Below are 17,139 nucleotides of genomic sequence, written 5' to 3' on the forward strand. Positions count from 1 at the left end.
ATGATATTCTATATCTACCTGATTTTGCTTGATTTTTTTGAGCGCTGACAGGATCGGTTCGTTCTTGGGGTAGATTCGCACTGCCAGCGAAACGGACGGGAAGGAAGCAAGTAGCTTGGGTCACGGGCATTCTCATGATCATGGGCACAGCCACGGTCACAGTCATGCACCAGCTGATTTTGGCCGGGCCTTCCTGATCGGCGTCATCCTCAATTCCGCCTTCGTCGTGGTTGAAGCTGCGTATGGTTGGATCTCGGGCTCGATGGCGCTGATCGCCGATGCGGGCCACAACCTTTCGGATGTGCTCAGCCTGCTGTTCGCCTGGGGCGCGAGCATTGCTGCCAAGCGCCCGCCGTCCGATCGCTTCACTTACGGCTACAAGAGCTCGACCATCCTGGCCGCATTGGCCAACGCCGGTCTGTTACTGGTGGCGATTGGGGCAATTCTCTTCGAGACGCTCCATCGCATGGCAGAACCACCCGCCGTGCAGGGTGAGACCATGGTCATTGTTGCGGGGATCGGGATCGTCATCAACACCGCCACCGCCCTGCTGTTCCTGCGCGGGCGGCATGACGATATCAATATCCGGGGTGCCTTCCTGCACATGGCTGCTGACGCACTCGTCAGCCTCGGTGTCGTGGTCGCCGGCATAGCCATCATCGCCACCGGCTCACGCTGGATCGATCCACTCGTCAGCCTGGCAATCGTTGCGGTGATCGCATGGGGAACCTGGGGGTTGCTCAAGGACAGCGTGGCGATGAGCCTGCTCGGCGTACCCAGGGGCATCTGCGAGCGGTCAGTCCGCGCCTATCTCAGCTCGCTGCCCGGCGTGAATGCAGTGCACGACCTGCATATCTGGCCGATGAGCACGACCGAAACCGCGCTGACCGCCCATCTGGTAATGCCAGCGGGCCATCCTGGAGACGATTTTCTGCGCGAAGTCGCACATGAGCTTGCGGACCATCATCGCATTGGACACGCGACCATCCAGGTCGAGCTCCAGCGGGGTGAGTGCGGCGCCGGTTGCTAGCTTTACCGACCGCATGCCGAGGAATATCAACCGCTCCAATGGACGAAGGACACTACGATGGCAGAACGCGAACGGGGCGGCGGATGCGGATGCGGGCATGTACGCTACAGCGTCGCGGGCAATCCGATCTTCACCAACAACTGCCACTGCACCCAATGCCAGCACCAGACCGGTTCGACGAGCGTGGTCAACGCATTCTACGAAGCGGAACGGATCACGTTGGAAAGCGGAGAGTTGACCGAGCATGTCGTGACCGCCGGTAGCGGCGGGCCTCATACGATTTGCCGTTGCAGCAAGTGCGGCGCTGCCGTGTGGAGCTATTACCCGCGTCTTGGACGCCTGGGTGCGGGACTCAGGGTTGGCACGCTCGATGAGCCTCAAGCTTTGATTCCGGACGCTGTGGTCCACCTGCGCGAGAAGATGCCCTGGGTGACGCCGCCGGAAGGCATACCGCAGTTCGAAGGTTACTACGATCCGGCGGAAATACTGCCGCCGGATCGTGTAGCACGACTCAAGGACCTGGTACGGCGCCGTGAGACAAGCGAAGGGGCCTGATCAGGCTTCCTCGAGTCAAGAATTCAAGCCGCGTCCCGCAGACGTTCGCTTAGCGCGGCAAGAATTTCATCGCGTGCGTCGATAGTCGGTTCCCCGTCCCCGTCGATGAGGTGCTGCGTCAGGACGCTATGGGGATAGTTGACGTGCTCTGCAAAGAACGGCGAGACATCACTGTTCGCGGCGGAGTCGGGCAGTTGCTTGTCGACGAAGCGGGGCCCAAGCGCGGCCCTATAGGCTTCGAAGCGAGCCGCCTGGCAGATCTTGTCACCATCGAAGCGGTAGGCAAGGACCTCCAGGTCTTCTTCTTCAAGGCGTTTGCGAATCATCGCGAGTTCTTTTGCGTCGCTTTCGACCGCTGCGGGATTGTCCAAGGGCAATGACGGCTGCGACAGGATCGGAAGGAGCACCGATTTCTCGAGCATCATCGTGAGCGCGAAGTTTCCGGTAAAGCACATGCCAACCGCGCCAACGCCCTTGCCGCCACACTCGGTGTGGGCATGAGCGGCAAGCGCCCTCAGCCACACGGTGACAGGGCTGGACCCCTGGCCCGCCATGACGTTGAATTCACGCGCCATACACACACGGCGGAACACGGCCCCACCTTCCTTGGCATCTGGCACCGCGCCGTCACGGCCAAATAGCGAAGGCATCCAGACAGTAAAGCCGGCATCCCTTACCCACCGGGCAAAGCGCGCAACATGCGGGCTGATCCCGGGCATCTCGTGCAGGACGATAACCGCAGGCCCTTCTCCCGCGCGGTAGACCGTTCGCGTTACGTCGGCACCCATGTCGTTCGGAAAGGTGAGTTCGAGGGGGGCGAAATCAGACAGTGGATCATCTGTCTTCAATGAGTCCGTTGTGCTGGCCAAAACCTGAGTCTCCATTTAGAACACAGGGAGTCCTATAGGAGTCTGAGTCCCAATGTCAAACCCAGAGTCGGATTCCGGCGAAACCTACCCTAGCCTCGGCGAGTTGCGTCTTCGCCGTGCCCCGCCGGTCGCCCGGACCGACTGCCCCATGGCGCGCGCGAGCGATTTGATCGGCGATCGCTGGATCATGCTGATCTTGAGAGAAGCGCTGTATGGCGTCGGTTGCTTTGCCGACATGCAGGCAGACCTTGAGATCTCCCGTTCCATCTTGACGGAAAGGCTTGCCCGCCTGGTCGACGAAGGCCTTCTGGAGAAGGTAACCTATCAGGATCCCGGCACTCGGCCACGCCAGGCCTATGTCCTCACATCGTTCGGGCGGAAACTGATTGTTCCCTTCCTGGCCATTGCCGACTGGGGCCAAGCCATCACCGGTGAACCATCACCGCTTGAAATGTATGACACTGCAACCGGCAGCCCGCTGCGTCTCGCGCTGGTGAACGAAGCAGGGGACGAGGTCGAGGCAGCGAACCTCGGGATCAGAGTGGGGGACCACTACAAGCGAGGCTAGGCAGGCTCGCTAGGCCAGCGCGAAGTCGACCGCAGCAAGGGCATGCAGCGACGTCGTGTCAAACAGCGGAACCGCGCTGTCTTCGTCGCGCACGAGCAGCATGATTTCGGTGCAGCCAAGGATAACCGCTTGCGCTCCCCGCTCGACAAGTCGAGCGATCACCGCGCGGTATGCGGCGCGTGAGGCCTCGGTCACCTTCCCTGCAATGAGTTCTTCATAGATAATGCGATGAACCTCGGCGCGATCAGCCTCATCAGGCACCGTCACGTCCAATCCGTGCTCTCGGTGCAAGCGACCACGATAGAAGTCCTGTTCCATGGTGAAGGCCGTGCCCAGGAGGCCAACTCGTGTGATGCCACGTGCCTTGATCGCCCCCGCTGTGGGATCGGCAATGTGGATGAATGGGAGACTGCTCGCCGCCTCTATCCGATCGGCAAGCTTGTGCATTGTATTGGTGCACAGGATGATCACATCCGCACCGCCCGCCTCCAGCCGCCGCGCGCTATCGGCCATGATATCGCCCAGCGTGCCCCATTCACCCGCATGCTGAAGCTGCTCAATCTCGCCGAAATCGAGCGAATGCAGCATGGCCTTGGCACTATGTGACGCACCAAGCCTCGCACGCACCTCGCGGTTGAGGATCGCGTAATACTGGGCAGAGCTTTCCCAGCTCATCCCGCCGATCAGTCCGAGCGTTCTCATTTGCCAATCCCATAACGAAAAACGCGCCGCAGATCCTGAGATGCTGCGGCGCTTCCTGAATTTCCGATGGTGACGGGGCTTAGGCCGCCGCCTCCTTCTCGTCGGACTTGCCGCCGTGGACCTGTACCGGGTCCTTGCGGCCATCGACCACGTCCTTGTCGATCACGATCTCGGTCACGCCGTCCATATCGGGCAGGTCGAACATCGTGTCGAGCAGCAGGCCTTCGACGATAGAGCGCAGGCCGCGGGCGCCGGTCTTGCGCTTGATTGCCTTCTCGGCGATTTCCTTCAGTGCCTCGTCGGTAAAGGTTAGCTGGACATCCTCGAGCTCGAACAGCTTCTGGTACTGCTTGACCAGCGCATTCTTCGGCTCGGTCAGGATCGTCACCAGCGCTTCGACATCGAGGTCGCGCAGCGTGGCGATGACCGGCAGGCGGCCGACGAATTCGGGGATCAGGCCGAACTTGAGCAGATCTTCCGGTTCGCCCTTCTCCAGCAGTTCACCCACGCGGCGCTTGTCCGGATCGGCGACATGCGCGCCAAAGCCGATCGAACGCTTCTGCAGGCGATCGGCGATGATCTTTTCAAGGCCGGCGAAAGCGCCGCCGCAAATGAACAGGATATTGGTCGTGTCGACCTGCAGGAATTCCTGCTGCGGATGCTTGCGACCGCCCTGGGGTGGGACCGAGGCGGTGGTGCCTTCCATCAGCTTGAGCAGCGCCTGCTGCACGCCCTCGCCCGACACGTCGCGCGTGATCGACGGGTTTTCCGCCTTGCGGGTGATCTTGTCGATTTCGTCGATGTAGACGATGCCGTGCTGCGCCTTCTCGACATTGTAGTCGGACGCCTGGAGCAGCTTGAGAATAATGTTCTCGACGTCTTCACCCACGTAACCGGCCTCGGTCAGCGTGGTGGCATCGGCCATGGTGAAGGGCACGTCGAAGGTGCGCGCCAGCGTCTGCGCCAGCAGCGTCTTGCCCGAACCGGTCGGGCCGACCAGCAGGATGTTCGACTTGGCGAGTTCGACGTCGCCTGCCTTGCCGCTGTGCTTGAGCCGCTTGTAGTGGTTGTGCACCGCAACCGAGAGCACGCGCTTGGCGCGATCCTGGCCGATCACATAATCGTTCAGCGTCTCGAAGATTTCCGACGGCGTCGGAACGTCGCCTTCCTTCTTGCCGGCGATCCCAGCCTTGGTCTCTTCACGAATGATGTCGTTGCACAGCTCGACGCATTCGTCGCAGATGAACACGGTGGGGCCCGCGATCAGCTTGCGCACTTCGTGCTGCGACTTGCCGCAAAAGCTGCAATACAGCGTTGATTTGCTATCGGTTCCGCTCAACTTCGTCATTTCCTAACGTCTTCCCCACGCCCCGTCGGAGGAATCCCGACTGTAGGGCGCATGGGGATTGGGTCAATATCATAGGTAATCCCTACCCCTTGCCACAAGCTGAAGCGGCAAGGTTGCCGAATTCCTACGGCAAATTTGCAACAGTCCCGCGCGGGCACAGCTCGCGCCGACCTGTTCAGTCGGCCGTATCGGCCGAACCATCGCTTTCATTCTCCGGCCGCGTTTCAAAAACCTTGTCGACGATCCCGAACTTCATCGCCTCTTCAGCGTCGAGGAAAGTGTCGCGATCCATCGCCTTCTCGATCTCGTCGAGCGAACGGCCGGTATACTTGACGTAGAGCGCATTCATCCGTTCGCGAATGCGCAGGATCTCGCGCGCCTGGATCTCGATGTCGGAAGCCATGCCACGAGCGCCACCCGAAGGCTGGTGAACCATGATCCGCGCATTGGGCAGCGCGATGCGCATGCCCGGCTCGCCTGCGGCGAGCAGGAAGCTGCCCATGCTGGCGGCCTGCCCCATGCACACCGTCGACACGCGCGGCTTGATGTACTGCATGGTGTCGTGGATCGCCATGCCAGCGGTCACCACGCCGCCGGGCGAGTTGATGTACATGCTGATGGGCTTCGAAGGATTCTCGCTCTCGAGGAACAGCAGCTGCGCGGTGATCAACGAAGCCATGCCGTCTTCCACCTGCCCGGTGACGAACACGATGCGTTCGCGCAGCAGGCGGCTGAAAATGTCGAAGCTGCGCTCGCCGCGGCTGGTCTGCTCGACGACTACCGGCACCAGTGCGCCAGTCACGGGGTCACGGGTGAACTGGCCTTGGGTAGCGTAAGCGTCGGTGCCGAACAGGTCGATCATGAAGGGTCCTTTATCTTTGCGGCGTATATCTGTGCTGCCGCACCGCGGTTCAAGGCTTGAATCGCGCGATATCGTTGCGATGTGTTGCACGTAGCGGTAACGCCCGCACCAGATCAACACGAGGTCCATATCATGTCGTCAACTGTATTCTCTTCGTACAACCCCATCCGCGCCGACGAAGAGGAAGAGGACGGCAAGGAAGGCGAGGGAATGCGCGCGGCGATGGTGACCAAGTTCCTCGAAGCGCGCACGGTGATGCTGTTCGGCGGCGTGGACCAGAAGCTGGCCGAGCGCGTGTCGATGCAACTGCTCTACCTCGACCACCTGTCGCACGATCCGATCAAGCTGATCGTCAATTCACCGGGCGGCCATGTCGAATCGGGCGACACGATCCACGACCTCATCGGCTACATCAATTCGCCGGTCGCGATCATTGGCACCGGCTGGGTGGCCAGCATCGCGACGCACATCTTCCTGAGCGTGCCCAAGGAACGGCGCTTCTGCCTGCCGAACACGCGCTTCCTGATCCACCAGCCGTCGGGCGGCGCCGGTGGCCGTGCATCGGACATCGCCATCCAGGCGCAGGAAATCGTCAAGATGCGCGAACGCATCGCGCACAAAATCGCCGATGCCACCGGCCAGAAGTACGACAAGGTGATCAAGGATATCGACCGCGATTACTGGATGAGCACCGACGAAGCGAAGGACTACGGAATCCTCGGCACGGTGATCCAGCGCGCCAGTGAAGTGACCTTCTGACGCTCTCCGTGCGACAAGTGTAAAATACTGAAATAAAGGCATTCGATAGGGCATGCGGCTTGGTAGTCGCCGCTGCTGCAAGCCCTGTCGCTGGTCCGGCAAGGATTGCCGTTCGCAGAGCCGCCGGACTCATTCGTCGGGCATCGTGCGGCACCGGTCGAGGGTCGATTCCACCTTTCGCTTACAAGCGTAAACGCCCCGTCAGATCCACAAAGGATCTCGATGGGGAGACCAATCCGAATGCCCGATATCCGTGTTGCCACGGCCGCCAGCGTAATCGCCCTGCTGGCCCTCAACCCCACCCCCTTGATGGCAGCAGCCGATGCCGAAATCGGCGTGGTCGACGTAAAGGATGCGCCCACCGCAGGCGCACAGGTTTACGAACCCACCTATTTCGAACGCTACGCGCCGCGCAATGCGCTCGACATGGTCCGGCAGGTTCCCGGATTCGTCATCGATGAAGGTGCCGCCCAGCAGGGCGCGCGCGGGCTGGGCCAGGCCAGCGCCAATGTGCTGGTCAACGGCGCGCGTTTTTCAAGCAAGTCGGACAGCATCCGCGACCAGCTCAGCCGCATTCCCGTGGGCGACGTGGTGCGCATCGAAATCGTCGACGGCAATTCGCTCGATATCCCCGGCCTGAACGGCCAGGTCGCGAATGTCGTGGTCAATTCCACGGGCACATCGGGCCAGTTTCGCTGGCTGACCGGCTTTCGTCCGCACAACACCGAAGCGCAACTCTATGGAGGAGAGATTTCGCTCACGGGGAAGAGCGGCACGCTCGATTACGCAGTATCGTTGAGCAACAATAACAACCGTTTCGGTGCGGATGGCCCGATCGTCCTGCGTGACGGCGATGGCGACCTAATCGAAACGCAGTTTTCCAAGGCGTCCGGCAAGTTCGACAATCCGCGCCTGTCGGGGAACTTCACCTGGACCCCGTCAAGCGAAGTGGTCGCCCACCTCAACCTGAAGCGCGGCGCGGATTACTATTCCGAAAACATCACCGAACTCGCCACGCCGGTAACAGGCCCCGAGCGTGACCGATCCATTCGCAATACCGAAGACGGACCCGCGCATGAGATCAGCGGCGATATCGAGTTCCCGTTCGGGCCTGGCAAGCTCAAGCTCATCGGCCTCGATCGCTATGAGCGTGACAATTTCGTCAGCACATTGGTCGACAACTTCAACAACGGCTCGCCAGCGACCGGCTTTCGCTTCGAACAGACCAACGGCACCGGCGAGCGGATCGGTCGGTTCGAATATGGCTGGAACATGTTCAGGGCCGATTGGCAGATTTCCGGGGAGGCTGCGTTTAACCGCCTGAAACGGCGATCATCGCTGTTCGAACTCGATCCCAATGGCCAGTTCCAGCGCCTCCCCTTCGATGCGGGCAACGGCGGCGTAACCGAGGATCGCTATGAGACCATCCTCAGTTTCTCCAAGCCGCTGACCCAGAAACTTTCGCTTCAGGCGACCGGTGGGTTCGAATACTCGAAGATCGAACAGACCGGGTCTGCGGCGAATTCACGCTCGTTCACCCGGCCCAAGGGCTCGCTCTCGCTGTCATGGAAGCCCGCAGACGATTTCGACATTTCGCTCGAAGTCAGGCGAAGAGTCGGTCAGCTCAGCTTCAGTGACTTCCTCGCCAGCGTAAACCTCGACGATAACAACTCCAATGGTGGCAACAACGAGCTCGAGCCCGACCAGAGTTGGAATGTTGAGCTGGAGATGAACAAGAATTTCGGCCCGTGGGGTTCGGCGAAACTGCAGGTCCGCCAGGCTTGGTTCCAGGATTTCGTCGACTTCTTCCCGCTATCCAACGGTGGCGAAGCGCGCGGCAATATCGGTGACGCCAAGCGGCTGCATGTCGAGCTGTCGGGAACGATCAAGTTCGATCCAATCGGGTTCAAAGGGGCCCAGATCAACTTCACCGGGATCAAGCGGTGGATGGACGTCACCGATCCATTCACCGGACTCAATCGCGGATTCTCCTTCGACCTCGATTCTCAGCTCGACCTCGACTTCCGCCACGACATACCCGACAGCGACTGGGCTTGGGGTGTCGGAATGTTCACTTTCAGGCCGGTGGAGTATTCACGTCGGTACGAGATCGGGCGCTATTGGGAAGGTCCAGTCTTCGCGGACATCTTCGTCGAGCACAAGGACGTGTTCGGCATGACCGCCAAGCTTCAGGTCAACAATATCCTGGGTGCGCGCAACAAGGGTTGGCGGACGGTCTATGACGCATCGCGCCCCGATGGCGATGTGCTTTTCACCGAAGTGCAGAACCGCCGTATCGGGCCCATCTTCCGCTTGACGCTAAGCGGGAATTTCTGAGCAGGCTTGCAACCGTCCACAGTGGTGGCAGGAAGCGAGAATGAAAGCGAAAGCCTCACTGCTCGCGCTTGCCTTGGCAAGCTCTCCCCTCACGGCCGAAGACAGGGTGGGGCCGCCAAGCCCTGCCGCTGAGGCAGCAAAGGCCCATATCGAGCGGATCGAGGCGCTCGACGATGCCGGGCCCACGCTTAACGCGGTCATTGTCTACAACCCCGGTGCACCCGCGCTCGCAGCCCAGGCAGAGAGGAACGGCCTGCCGCTTGTCGGTCGGACGGTGCTGGTGAAGGACAATATCGAGACTTACGAGTTTCCGACGACGGCCGGCAGCCTGGCCTTGGCCAATAACCGTACAGTGCGCGACGCTCCCATGATCGACCGGCTGCGTTCAGCCGGAGGCGTGGTGCTGGGAAAGACCAACCTCAGCGAATGGGCCAATATCCGCAGCGACAGCTCCACCAGCGGCTGGAGTGCGGTCGGCGGGCTGACGCGCAATCCCTTCGCAACCGACCGCAATAGCTGCGGCTCGTCTTCGGGCAGTGGCGCAGCGGTCGCGGCGGGCTTTGCCTGGGCGGCGATTGGGACCGAAACCAACGGCTCGATCACCTGCCCTGCTTCGATCAACGGCATCGTGGGGTTCAAGCCGAGCGTCGGGCTGGTCAGCCGCACGCATGTCGTGCCGATCTCCAGCACCCAGGATACGCCGGGGCCGATGACCGCAAGCGTATGGGATGCGGCCATGCTCCTGGGCGCGATTGCCGGTGAAGACCCGGCCGACCCGGTGACGCTGACCGCGCAGAATCGCGTGACTGACTACACAGCAGGCCTGGCGGATTATTCGCTGCAAGGCGTGCGGATCGGCGTGATGCGCAAGCAGGTGGGTAATCGCGAGGACCTGACTTCGCTTTTCGACCAAGCATTGGCGGACATGCGGGCCGCCGGGGCGGAACTGGTCGAGATCGAGTTCGACCCCAATCCGCAAATGTACCGCGACAGCTTCACCGTGCTGATGTTCGAACTGCGCGAGGAGATGGGCAAATATCTCGCCAGCCTGCCTGGCGAAGACATGCCACGCAGCCTGGCCGACCTGATCGCCTTCAACAAGGCACATGTGGGCGAGGAGATGCGCTGGTTCGGACAGGACCTGTTCGAACTGGCGGAAACCACCACCGACCGTGAAGCCTATGAGACCGCGCGCGAGAACGCGCTGCGCATTGCCGGGGAGGAGACGCTCGACAAGTTGCTGGCAGATAACAACGTGCAATTCCTCGTCGCCCCGACGCGCGGGCCGACGTGGGTCAGCGATCTGGTCAATGGCGACAATTTCAACGGCAGCATCGGCTTCGGCAGTCCGGCAGCCATCGCCGGCTATCCGCACCTGACCGTGCCGATGGGCGCCATCGAGGGCCTACCCGTGGGGATCAGCTTCTTCGGCGCCAAATGGGCCGACCATGAAGTGTTGAAGATCGGTGCCGCCTTTGAACGCGCGCGCAGCGCTGTGCTGGCGACGCCGTCGTTCAAACCCTGGAGTGCCGATACGCGCTAGGTGAGGAAGCGCTCGCGCAAGCGGGTACGCAGGTCGTTGCCAATGCCGATCACCCGGCTGAGGTAGGTATCGAAATCGCCATGGTCGCGCACGACCTCGGCATGGAAGGTGTCGAGATATTCGGCACGGACCTCCAGCAAATCGCGCACCTGCTCGGCATCGAGCTTGCGACCGAGGCGTTCTTCGATGCCCGGCAGCGATTGCTGGACCAGCACCTCGAATGTGGGGCTCTTGTTGGTGCGGAGGAATTCCTCGCGCTGGTCTTCTTCCGCGACACCAAGGATGTGCAGCAGCATGGTTGCCGCGATGCCGGTACGGTCCTTGCCGGCGAAACAATGGACGAGGCTAGCCCCATCGCGATCGGCGAGGACCTTGAGGTAGCGCCCGAACATATCGATCATCGCCGGGTTGTGCGGCATGCGCGTATAAACCGCGATCATTCGCTGGCGGGCGAAGTCCGATGCGCTCGAACCCGGTTCGACGTCCATGTGCGGCGGGGTGCTGGTGGTCTCGCCGTGGTAGAAGACGACTTCGCCGTTCCAGCCTTCGACCCGGCGGCAGGGATTGCGATCGCGCTCGGACGTGCCGCGCAGGTCGATCACCGTCCTAATATCGAGCTCCGCGATCGCCTTGAGGTCGTCGTCCGTCGCATCGACGTGCTGGCCAGAGCGGAACAGCAGGTCCCTGCGCACTCGCCCCTCACCCGGCGCATGCCAGCCGCCATAGTCGCGGAAATTGTGGATGCCCTTGGTCTCGAGGAATGCGTCGCGAATCATGACGTGCAAAGTGGCAGCAGTCGGTCATGGCGGCAACGGGCCATGAGTTCGCGCGAGGCGCAGCAACTCAGCTTTCGACACGATCCTCGGGCTTGGGGACCAGGATCAAAGTCCCGTCCTCGACCCGCCAGGAACCCAGTCGAGCGAGTACATTCATCCCGATGACGTTGAAGTCGCCGAAATTTTCGGCAATCGCGGCATCGGTCCCCGTCGCACGGATATTGCCCAACCGGAGCGATTCTATCGAGGCCACATGGGCCTGTACCGTTCCGTTCGCCGTACCCAGCATGATCGGAATGCCACCCCGGCGCGGTTCCAGACCGGCGCGGTCGGCCAGATCGGTCGAAATGGCGGTCAGCGTGGCCCCGGTATCGATCATGAAATTGCCCGGGACGCCGTTGACCTCGGCGCGAATCCAGTAATGCCCGTCGGCGCCAAGCGGGATGCGGGTCTCTTCACCGCTGACCACCTGCGCGGGCAGGCCGATCTGCGGGACCGCCACATCGAAACGCGGGTCAAGGCGCGAAAGCTGGAGCACGACCGTGAGCAGGATTGCCCCAAGCGCGATCGAGCTGAAGGTCCGCATCGCACTGCCCCAGGGGGAACGCCGCGCTGCGAATGCGCCGGCCCAACCGATAACCATCGCCACGATCGCGGCGATCATCAGCTCCGATCGCGGTATGGCGCGGAGTGTCTCGGCAGCAGCGCTAAAGGCGGGTGCGAAGTCCATGATCCCGATATAAGCATCCGCCCCTTACGCGTCCATGAAAGGTGCGACGGATCAGGGCGCGTCGCGGTGCTCTGTGGCGCGGGCCAGGACGACGGAGAAGCGCTCCTCGCTGTCCTTCCAGCACTGGAGCGGGGTCCATCCGCCGGCCTGCAGCAGCAAGTTGGCGCTTCTATGGGTGAACTTGTGGCTGTTCTCCGTGTGAATGGTCTCGCCTGCGTCCATCGCGAAAGGCCTGCCCGAGACTTCGAAAGTGAGCTTGCGCTTGGCACGAAGGTGCATCTCGATCCGCGCAAAATCGTCGTTCCATATGGCGACATGCTCAAATGCATCGAGCGGGACCGTCCCCCCGAGTTCGCGGTTGATCCGCGCCAGGACGTTAAGGTTGAATTGGGCGGTCACGCCCTGCGCATCGTCATAAGCGGCCTCGAGGACCGCCGGTTCCTTTACGAGGTCCATCCCGATCAGCAGCATGGGGCATTCGCCCTCGTCCGCGCCCAGGGTCGCGCGCATCGATCGCAGGAGGTCGACGGCGGTGCGGGGAACCATGTTTCCAATCGTCGAGCCAGGGAAGAAGCCGAGCTTGGGGAGCGCCTCGACCTCGGCGGGCAAGGCCACGCGGCGCATGAAGTCTGCTTCCACCGGGTGGACCGGCAAGCCGGGGAACTTCGCGGCGAGCCCAGCCGCGGCTTCACGCAGGAATTCGCCAGAAATGTCGAGCGGAACATAGGCGGCAGGCGCAATGCATTCGAGCAACAGCGGGGTCTTGACCGAGCTGCCCGAACCGAACTCGATAACGGCCCGCCCCGAGCCGATCAGCTCGGCGAATTCGTTGCCGCGCGCACGCAGGATCTCGGTTTCGGCGCGGGTCGGGTAATATTCGTCGAGCTCGGTAATCGCCTCGAACAGCTGCGAGCCCTCCTCATCATAGAACCAGCGCGCAGGAATTGCCTTCTTCTGCTGGCGCAGGCCGGTCAGCACATCGGCCCGGAACGCCCGGTCGACTCCATCCTCGTCAAGATCGACGAGCGCGATACCACGATTGGCTTTCATTAGAGATCCTTTGCCAGCCTGAGGCCGGTGAACTGCCAGCGCTGGTGGGGGTAAAAGAAGTTACGATAGGACGCGCGCGAATGCCCGCGTGGCGTGGCGCAGCTCGCGCCGCGTAGCACGACCTGTCCACTCATGAACTTGCCGTTGTATTCACCGACGGCGCCTGCCGCCGGTTTGAACCGCGGATAGGGGAGATAGGCCGAGCGCGTATATTGCCAGGCATCTCCGAACAGGCCCGCGCTCCCCCGCGGCATTGGGGGTGCGGCGGTATCGATCTGGTTGCCTGCTGCCGGATCATGCGCCGCGGCCTCACCTTCCTGTCCGCGGGCGATCGCTTCCCATTCGAACTCGGTCGGCAGGCGACAGCCCGCCCATGTGGCGAAGGCATCGGCTTCGAAATAGGAGATATGGGTTACCGGCGCGTCGGGATCGCGCGCCTGCCAGCCCACATGGGTGAACTGGTCGCCTTCATGCCAATATAGCGGTGCGCAAATACCCTCACGCTTGACCCAGGCCCAGCCGTCCGAAAGCCAGAGCCCGGCGCTTTGATAGCCGCCATCGACAATGAATTCGTCCCATTCGCGATTCGTCACGAGCCGCGCGGATAGCTCGAAGGGTTCCAGCAGCACCCGGTGGGCAGGCCCTTCATTGTCGAAGGCGAAGCCGCTCGCCTGGTGCCCGACCCGGGCCACGCCGCCGGGATGGGCATACCAGCCGTCGGCCTGCGCTGCAGCACGCGGCGAGGCGCCGTCCCACATCGCGGGGCCGAGTGGATTCTGGAACAAGGCGTGCTTGATATCGGTGAGCAACAATTCCTGGTGCTGCTGCTCATGCGCCAGCCCGAGCTCAATCAGCGGGACCAGGTCTTCGCGCTCGAACAGGGGCGTCATCGCCTGATCGACATGGGCGCGCCACTCGACGATTTCCGCCATGGTCGGGCGCGAGAGCATCCCGCGCGAGAAGCGCGCAATCCGCTCGCCTTCGGCCTCGTAATAGGAATTGAAAATGAACGGCCAGCGTTCGTTGAAGAGGCGATAATCCGGCAGGTTGTCGCGCAGCAGGAATGTTTCCCAAAACCACGTGACATGCGCCAGGTGCCACTTGGTGGGCGACGCATCTTCCATCGACTGGATGGTCGCGTCAGCTTCACTCAACGGCGCGGCAAGCGCTTCGGTCAGCGCGCGCACGGCATGGAAACGCGCCGCAAGCGGCGCGCCTTCGTTTAACGAAACAGGTACTGGCCGGGGCATTGCGCTCCCCCTCGCTTCGCGGCTGTCAGAATGCGACAACCGCGGCGCAACATGGCGTGTTTAGATGTTCGATTAAAGACTTCGCTGAAAATTCCGCGAAGTTACAGGGGAGATCGACGATTATCGCTCAGGCGGCGCGGGCCACGCGATTGCGGCCTTCACGCTTCGCTTCGTAAAGCGCATCGTCTGCCCGGGCAAAGAGCAGCAGGCTGGTATCGTAAGGCTCCAGCATCGCATGTCCGATGCTTGCGGTGACCTGCGGGATCGGTGCCGACGCCGTGCCTGCCTCGATCGCAAGGCGCAGGCGTTCGGCCGCACCCGCGGTGGCCGCAGGGGTCACGCCAGGAAGGATGACCAGGAACTCTTCACCACCCACCCGGGCGGCTAGCTGCCCTGGCCGAAGACAGCGCGAAGCTATCCGGCCGACCTGGACGATGACCTCGTCACCAACCGCGTGGCCATGCGTGTCGTTGATCGCCTTGAAGTAATCGATGTCGAGCACCAGCAGGCCGAGCGGCTCGCCTTCGGTCCGGGCGGCGACGATCGCGCGGTCGAGCGCCGCCATGGCTGCGCGGCGATTGGCAAGGCCGGTCAGCGGGTCGGTATTCGCCATCCGCTTGGCCTCTTCGGCTTCGAGCATTGCCGTGTTCTTTTCCTGCTCAGCCTTGGCAAACTGGAGATAGGTTTCGGTCACATCGCGGACGACCATGAAAACCTGCTCGCGCGCACCTGACTGGGCAAAGACATTGCGGGCGCAGGCCTGCAGTACTCGCGAACCGAGGCGGGGATTCTCGAACTCGAACTCGATCCGGAACGCTTCGGTGTCCTTGATGTGCGACGCCAATGTGACTTCGAGCTGGGAAAGCCCTTCGGGCATCAGTTCGACGAGGAGCTCATCCGTCGGTTGCACACCGGAGGCCACGCCAACGATATTGCGCATCTCTTCCGACCAGCGATGCTCCTCGGTCTTCAGGTCGATGCACCACCTGCCGACGCCTGCGAGTTCTTCCGCCAGGGCCAGTTCCGATACACTTGCGCCCAACGATTTTTCACCCTGCTCAAGTTGATTTGACAGGCGGTAGTGGCGCCAGAGCAGGCTGAGCAGCGGCAGTACCGTTGCTGCGATCAGCCAACGCTCGATAAGATGCGTCCGGCCACTCAGCAGCATGACCGCCGGCACAGCTACTACGGCCCAACTCGCAAGTACCAGCATTGAGTCGAACCATCTTGCGCGCATGCGAGTCCCTTTCTGCGAAGGGAACTAACCAGATGATCGGAATGCCAGCCGAAGAGCTGACTAGGTAGAAACCCCTAAATCCGGATACTCAGGCCGCATCGGCGCGCCGGGTGACCTCTTCCTCATTAAGCATCTCTGCAATGAGGAAGGCCAGTTCGAGCGATTGCGCCGCATTGAGCCGGGGATCGCAATGCGTGTGGTACCGGTCGGCCAGCGCCTCGTGGCTGATGGCCACTGCGCCGCCCACGCATTCGGTCACGTCCTGCCCGGTCATTTCGACATGCACGCCGCCCGCATGGGTTCCTTCCGCACGATGCACGGCAAAGAAGCCGCGAACTTCGTTGAGGATACGGTCGAAGGGACGCGTCTTGTAGCCGCTGTTCGACTTGATCACGTTGCCATGCATCGGGTCGCAGCTCCACACGACCGGGTGCCCTTCGCGCGTCACCGCACGGACCAGCGGCGGGAGGCCGCTTTCCACCTTGTCGTCGCCAAAGCGGCTGATCAGCACGATCCGACCCGCCTCGCGCGCGGGGTTCAGCGTATCGAGCAGCTTGAGCAGCACGTCCGGCTCAAGGCTGGGACCGCACTTGACGCCCAGCGGATTGCCGATGCCGCGGCAGAACTCGATATGCGCGCTGCCCTCGAAGCGGGTACGGTCGCCGATCCAAACCATGTGGGCGCTGGTATCGTACCAATCGCCGGTCAGGCTGTCGCGGCGAGTCAGCGCCTGTTCGTACGGCAACAGCAGCGCTTCATGGCTGGTGTAGAAGCTGGTGCCGCGCAGCTGCGGCAGGGTCTCGGGGCTGATCCCGCAAGCCTCCATGAAGTCGAGCGCTTCGCCGATGCGGTCGGCGACGTCGGAGAACTTGTCGGCCCACGGGCTGCGGCCCATGAAGTCCAGCGTCCACTGGTGGACCTGCCGCAAATTGGCGTAACCGCCATTGGCGAAGGCACGCAGCAGGTTGAGCGTCGCCGCCGCCTGCGAATAGGCACGCACCATGCGCGCGGGATCGGGAATGCGCTGCTCAGGATCGAACTCGATCCCATTGATGTTGTCGCCAAGGTAGCTTGGCAGCGTGACGTCACCTTGCGTTTCGGTTGGCGAACTGCGCGGCTTGGCAAACTGGCCCGCCATGCGCCCAACCTTCACCACCGGCTTCTTGCCGGCAAAGGTCATCACCACCGCCATCTGCAAGAGCACGCGAAAGGTGTCGCGAATGTTGTTCGGGTGGAATTCGGCAAAGCTTTCCGCGCAGTCACCGCCCTGGAGCAGGAAGGCCTTGCCCTCGGCGACTTCCGCGAGGTCGGCCTTAAGCGCACGCGCTTCACCCGCGAAGACAAGCGGCGGATGCGTGGCAAGCGTCGTCGTGGCGGCATCGAGCGCAGCCGTGTCCGGGTATTCGGGCAGATGCCTTGCCTCGAACCCCTGCCAGCTATCCGGTGCCCAATTGGTCGCCATTGTCATATCCAGTTGCGGCGTCACCACGACGCCAGAATGCCCGTCTACCGCAGACGAGCAG

16 protein-coding genes are annotated in these 17,139 nt (G+C 62.1%); 6 read left to right on the plus strand and 10 right to left on the minus strand.

The features are described from left to right. The first annotated feature begins 115 nt into the window (after positions 1–115). A complete protein-coding gene (locus HQR01_RS02010) occupies positions 116–1,030 on the plus strand; it encodes a cation diffusion facilitator family transporter (protein WP_173212127.1) in 915 nt (304 codons plus the stop codon). A 57-nt stretch (positions 1,031–1,087) separates the two neighbouring features. Beyond that, on the plus strand, positions 1,088–1,585 hold the full coding sequence (locus tag HQR01_RS02015) for a GFA family protein (RefSeq protein WP_173212128.1): 498 nt from the start codon (positions 1,088–1,090) through the stop codon (positions 1,583–1,585). Between the two features lie 23 nt (positions 1,586–1,608). On the opposite strand, the gene HQR01_RS02020 is transcribed toward HQR01_RS02015, so the two are convergent. After that, positions 1,609–2,433, minus strand: coding sequence for a dienelactone hydrolase family protein (locus HQR01_RS02020; RefSeq protein WP_234030216.1), 825 nt, complete (start codon positions 2,431–2,433; stop codon positions 1,609–1,611). A gap of 73 nt (positions 2,434–2,506) precedes the next feature. Here HQR01_RS02020 and HQR01_RS02025 point away from each other — a divergent pair, with 73 nt between their 5' ends. Next, complete coding sequence (locus tag HQR01_RS02025; RefSeq protein ID WP_199800351.1) at positions 2,507–3,022, plus strand: winged helix-turn-helix transcriptional regulator; 516 nt, start codon at positions 2,507–2,509, stop codon at positions 3,020–3,022. A 9-nt stretch (positions 3,023–3,031) separates the two neighbouring features. Here HQR01_RS02025 and HQR01_RS02030 read toward each other — a convergent pair whose 3' ends face one another. The 3 genes from HQR01_RS02030 to HQR01_RS02040 form a co-directional block, all read right to left on the minus strand. After that, positions 3,032–3,724, minus strand: a complete 693-nt coding sequence (locus HQR01_RS02030) for an aspartate/glutamate racemase family protein (RefSeq protein ID WP_173212129.1) — start codon at positions 3,722–3,724, stop codon at positions 3,032–3,034. A gap of 79 nt (positions 3,725–3,803) precedes the next feature. Beyond that, positions 3,804–5,072: an ATP-dependent Clp protease ATP-binding subunit ClpX gene (gene clpX / locus HQR01_RS02035; RefSeq protein WP_173212130.1), complete on the minus strand. Its 1,269-nt coding sequence runs from the start codon at positions 5,070–5,072 to the stop codon at positions 3,804–3,806. A gap of 175 nt (positions 5,073–5,247) precedes the next feature. Beyond that, on the minus strand, positions 5,248–5,934 hold the full coding sequence (locus HQR01_RS02040; RefSeq protein ID WP_173212131.1) for an ATP-dependent Clp protease proteolytic subunit: 687 nt from the start codon (positions 5,932–5,934) through the stop codon (positions 5,248–5,250). 132 nt (positions 5,935–6,066) lie between these two features. On the opposite strand from HQR01_RS02040, the gene HQR01_RS02045 reads away from it, so the two are divergent. The 3 genes from HQR01_RS02045 (at position 6,067) to HQR01_RS02055 (ending at position 10,573) form a co-directional block, all read left to right on the plus strand. After that, positions 6,067–6,693 (plus strand): ATP-dependent Clp protease proteolytic subunit, encoded by a 627-nt coding sequence (locus tag HQR01_RS02045; protein ID WP_173212132.1) that lies wholly within the window; start codon positions 6,067–6,069, stop codon positions 6,691–6,693. Between the two features lie 240 nt (positions 6,694–6,933). After that, positions 6,934–9,030 carry a TonB-dependent receptor plug domain-containing protein gene (locus tag HQR01_RS02050; protein ID WP_234030217.1) on the plus strand — a complete coding sequence of 699 codons (2,097 nt, stop codon included), beginning with the start codon at positions 6,934–6,936 and terminating at the stop codon, positions 9,028–9,030. A gap of 40 nt (positions 9,031–9,070) precedes the next feature. Further along, positions 9,071–10,573, plus strand: coding sequence for an amidase (locus HQR01_RS02055; RefSeq protein ID WP_173212133.1), 1,503 nt, complete (start codon positions 9,071–9,073; stop codon positions 10,571–10,573). Here the strand turns inward: HQR01_RS02055 and HQR01_RS02060 are convergent. The 6 genes from HQR01_RS02060 to HQR01_RS02085 form a co-directional block, all read right to left on the minus strand. Continuing rightward, entirely contained in the window at positions 10,570–11,349 is a 780-nt protein-coding gene (locus HQR01_RS02060) for a tyrosine-protein phosphatase (protein ID WP_173212134.1), read from the minus strand. The two genes, HQR01_RS02055 and HQR01_RS02060, sit on opposite strands and share 4 nt — an antisense overlap. Positions 11,350–11,416: 67 nt before the next feature. Beyond that, positions 11,417–12,079: a retropepsin-like aspartic protease family protein gene (locus HQR01_RS02065; protein WP_173212135.1), complete on the minus strand. Its 663-nt coding sequence runs from the start codon at positions 12,077–12,079 to the stop codon at positions 11,417–11,419. 51 nt (positions 12,080–12,130) lie between these two features. Further along, positions 12,131–13,129 carry an L-histidine N(alpha)-methyltransferase gene (egtD, locus tag HQR01_RS02070; protein WP_173212136.1) on the minus strand — a complete coding sequence of 333 codons (999 nt, stop codon included), beginning with the start codon at positions 13,127–13,129 and terminating at the stop codon, positions 12,131–12,133. Further along, the gene (gene egtB, locus HQR01_RS02075) at positions 13,129–14,379 is read right to left on the minus strand and encodes an ergothioneine biosynthesis protein EgtB (protein WP_173212137.1); all 1,251 of its coding nucleotides are present in this window, start codon (positions 14,377–14,379) and stop codon (positions 13,129–13,131) included. Before egtB ends, egtD begins: the two co-directional genes overlap by 1 nt. Before the next feature lie 127 nt (positions 14,380–14,506). Next, positions 14,507–15,547: a GGDEF domain-containing protein gene (locus tag HQR01_RS02080; protein ID WP_173212138.1), complete on the minus strand. Its 1,041-nt coding sequence runs from the start codon at positions 15,545–15,547 to the stop codon at positions 14,507–14,509. 157 nt (positions 15,548–15,704) lie between these two features. Further along, positions 15,705–17,078 carry a class II 3-deoxy-7-phosphoheptulonate synthase gene (locus tag HQR01_RS02085; RefSeq protein ID WP_173212139.1) on the minus strand — a complete coding sequence of 458 codons (1,374 nt, stop codon included), beginning with the start codon at positions 17,076–17,078 and terminating at the stop codon, positions 15,705–15,707. Between the last annotated feature and the right edge of the window lie 61 nt (positions 17,079–17,139).

The sequence above is a fragment of the Erythrobacter mangrovi genome (assembly GCF_013260645.1).
GTDB lineage: Bacteria > Pseudomonadota > Alphaproteobacteria > Sphingomonadales > Sphingomonadaceae > Qipengyuania > Qipengyuania mangrovi.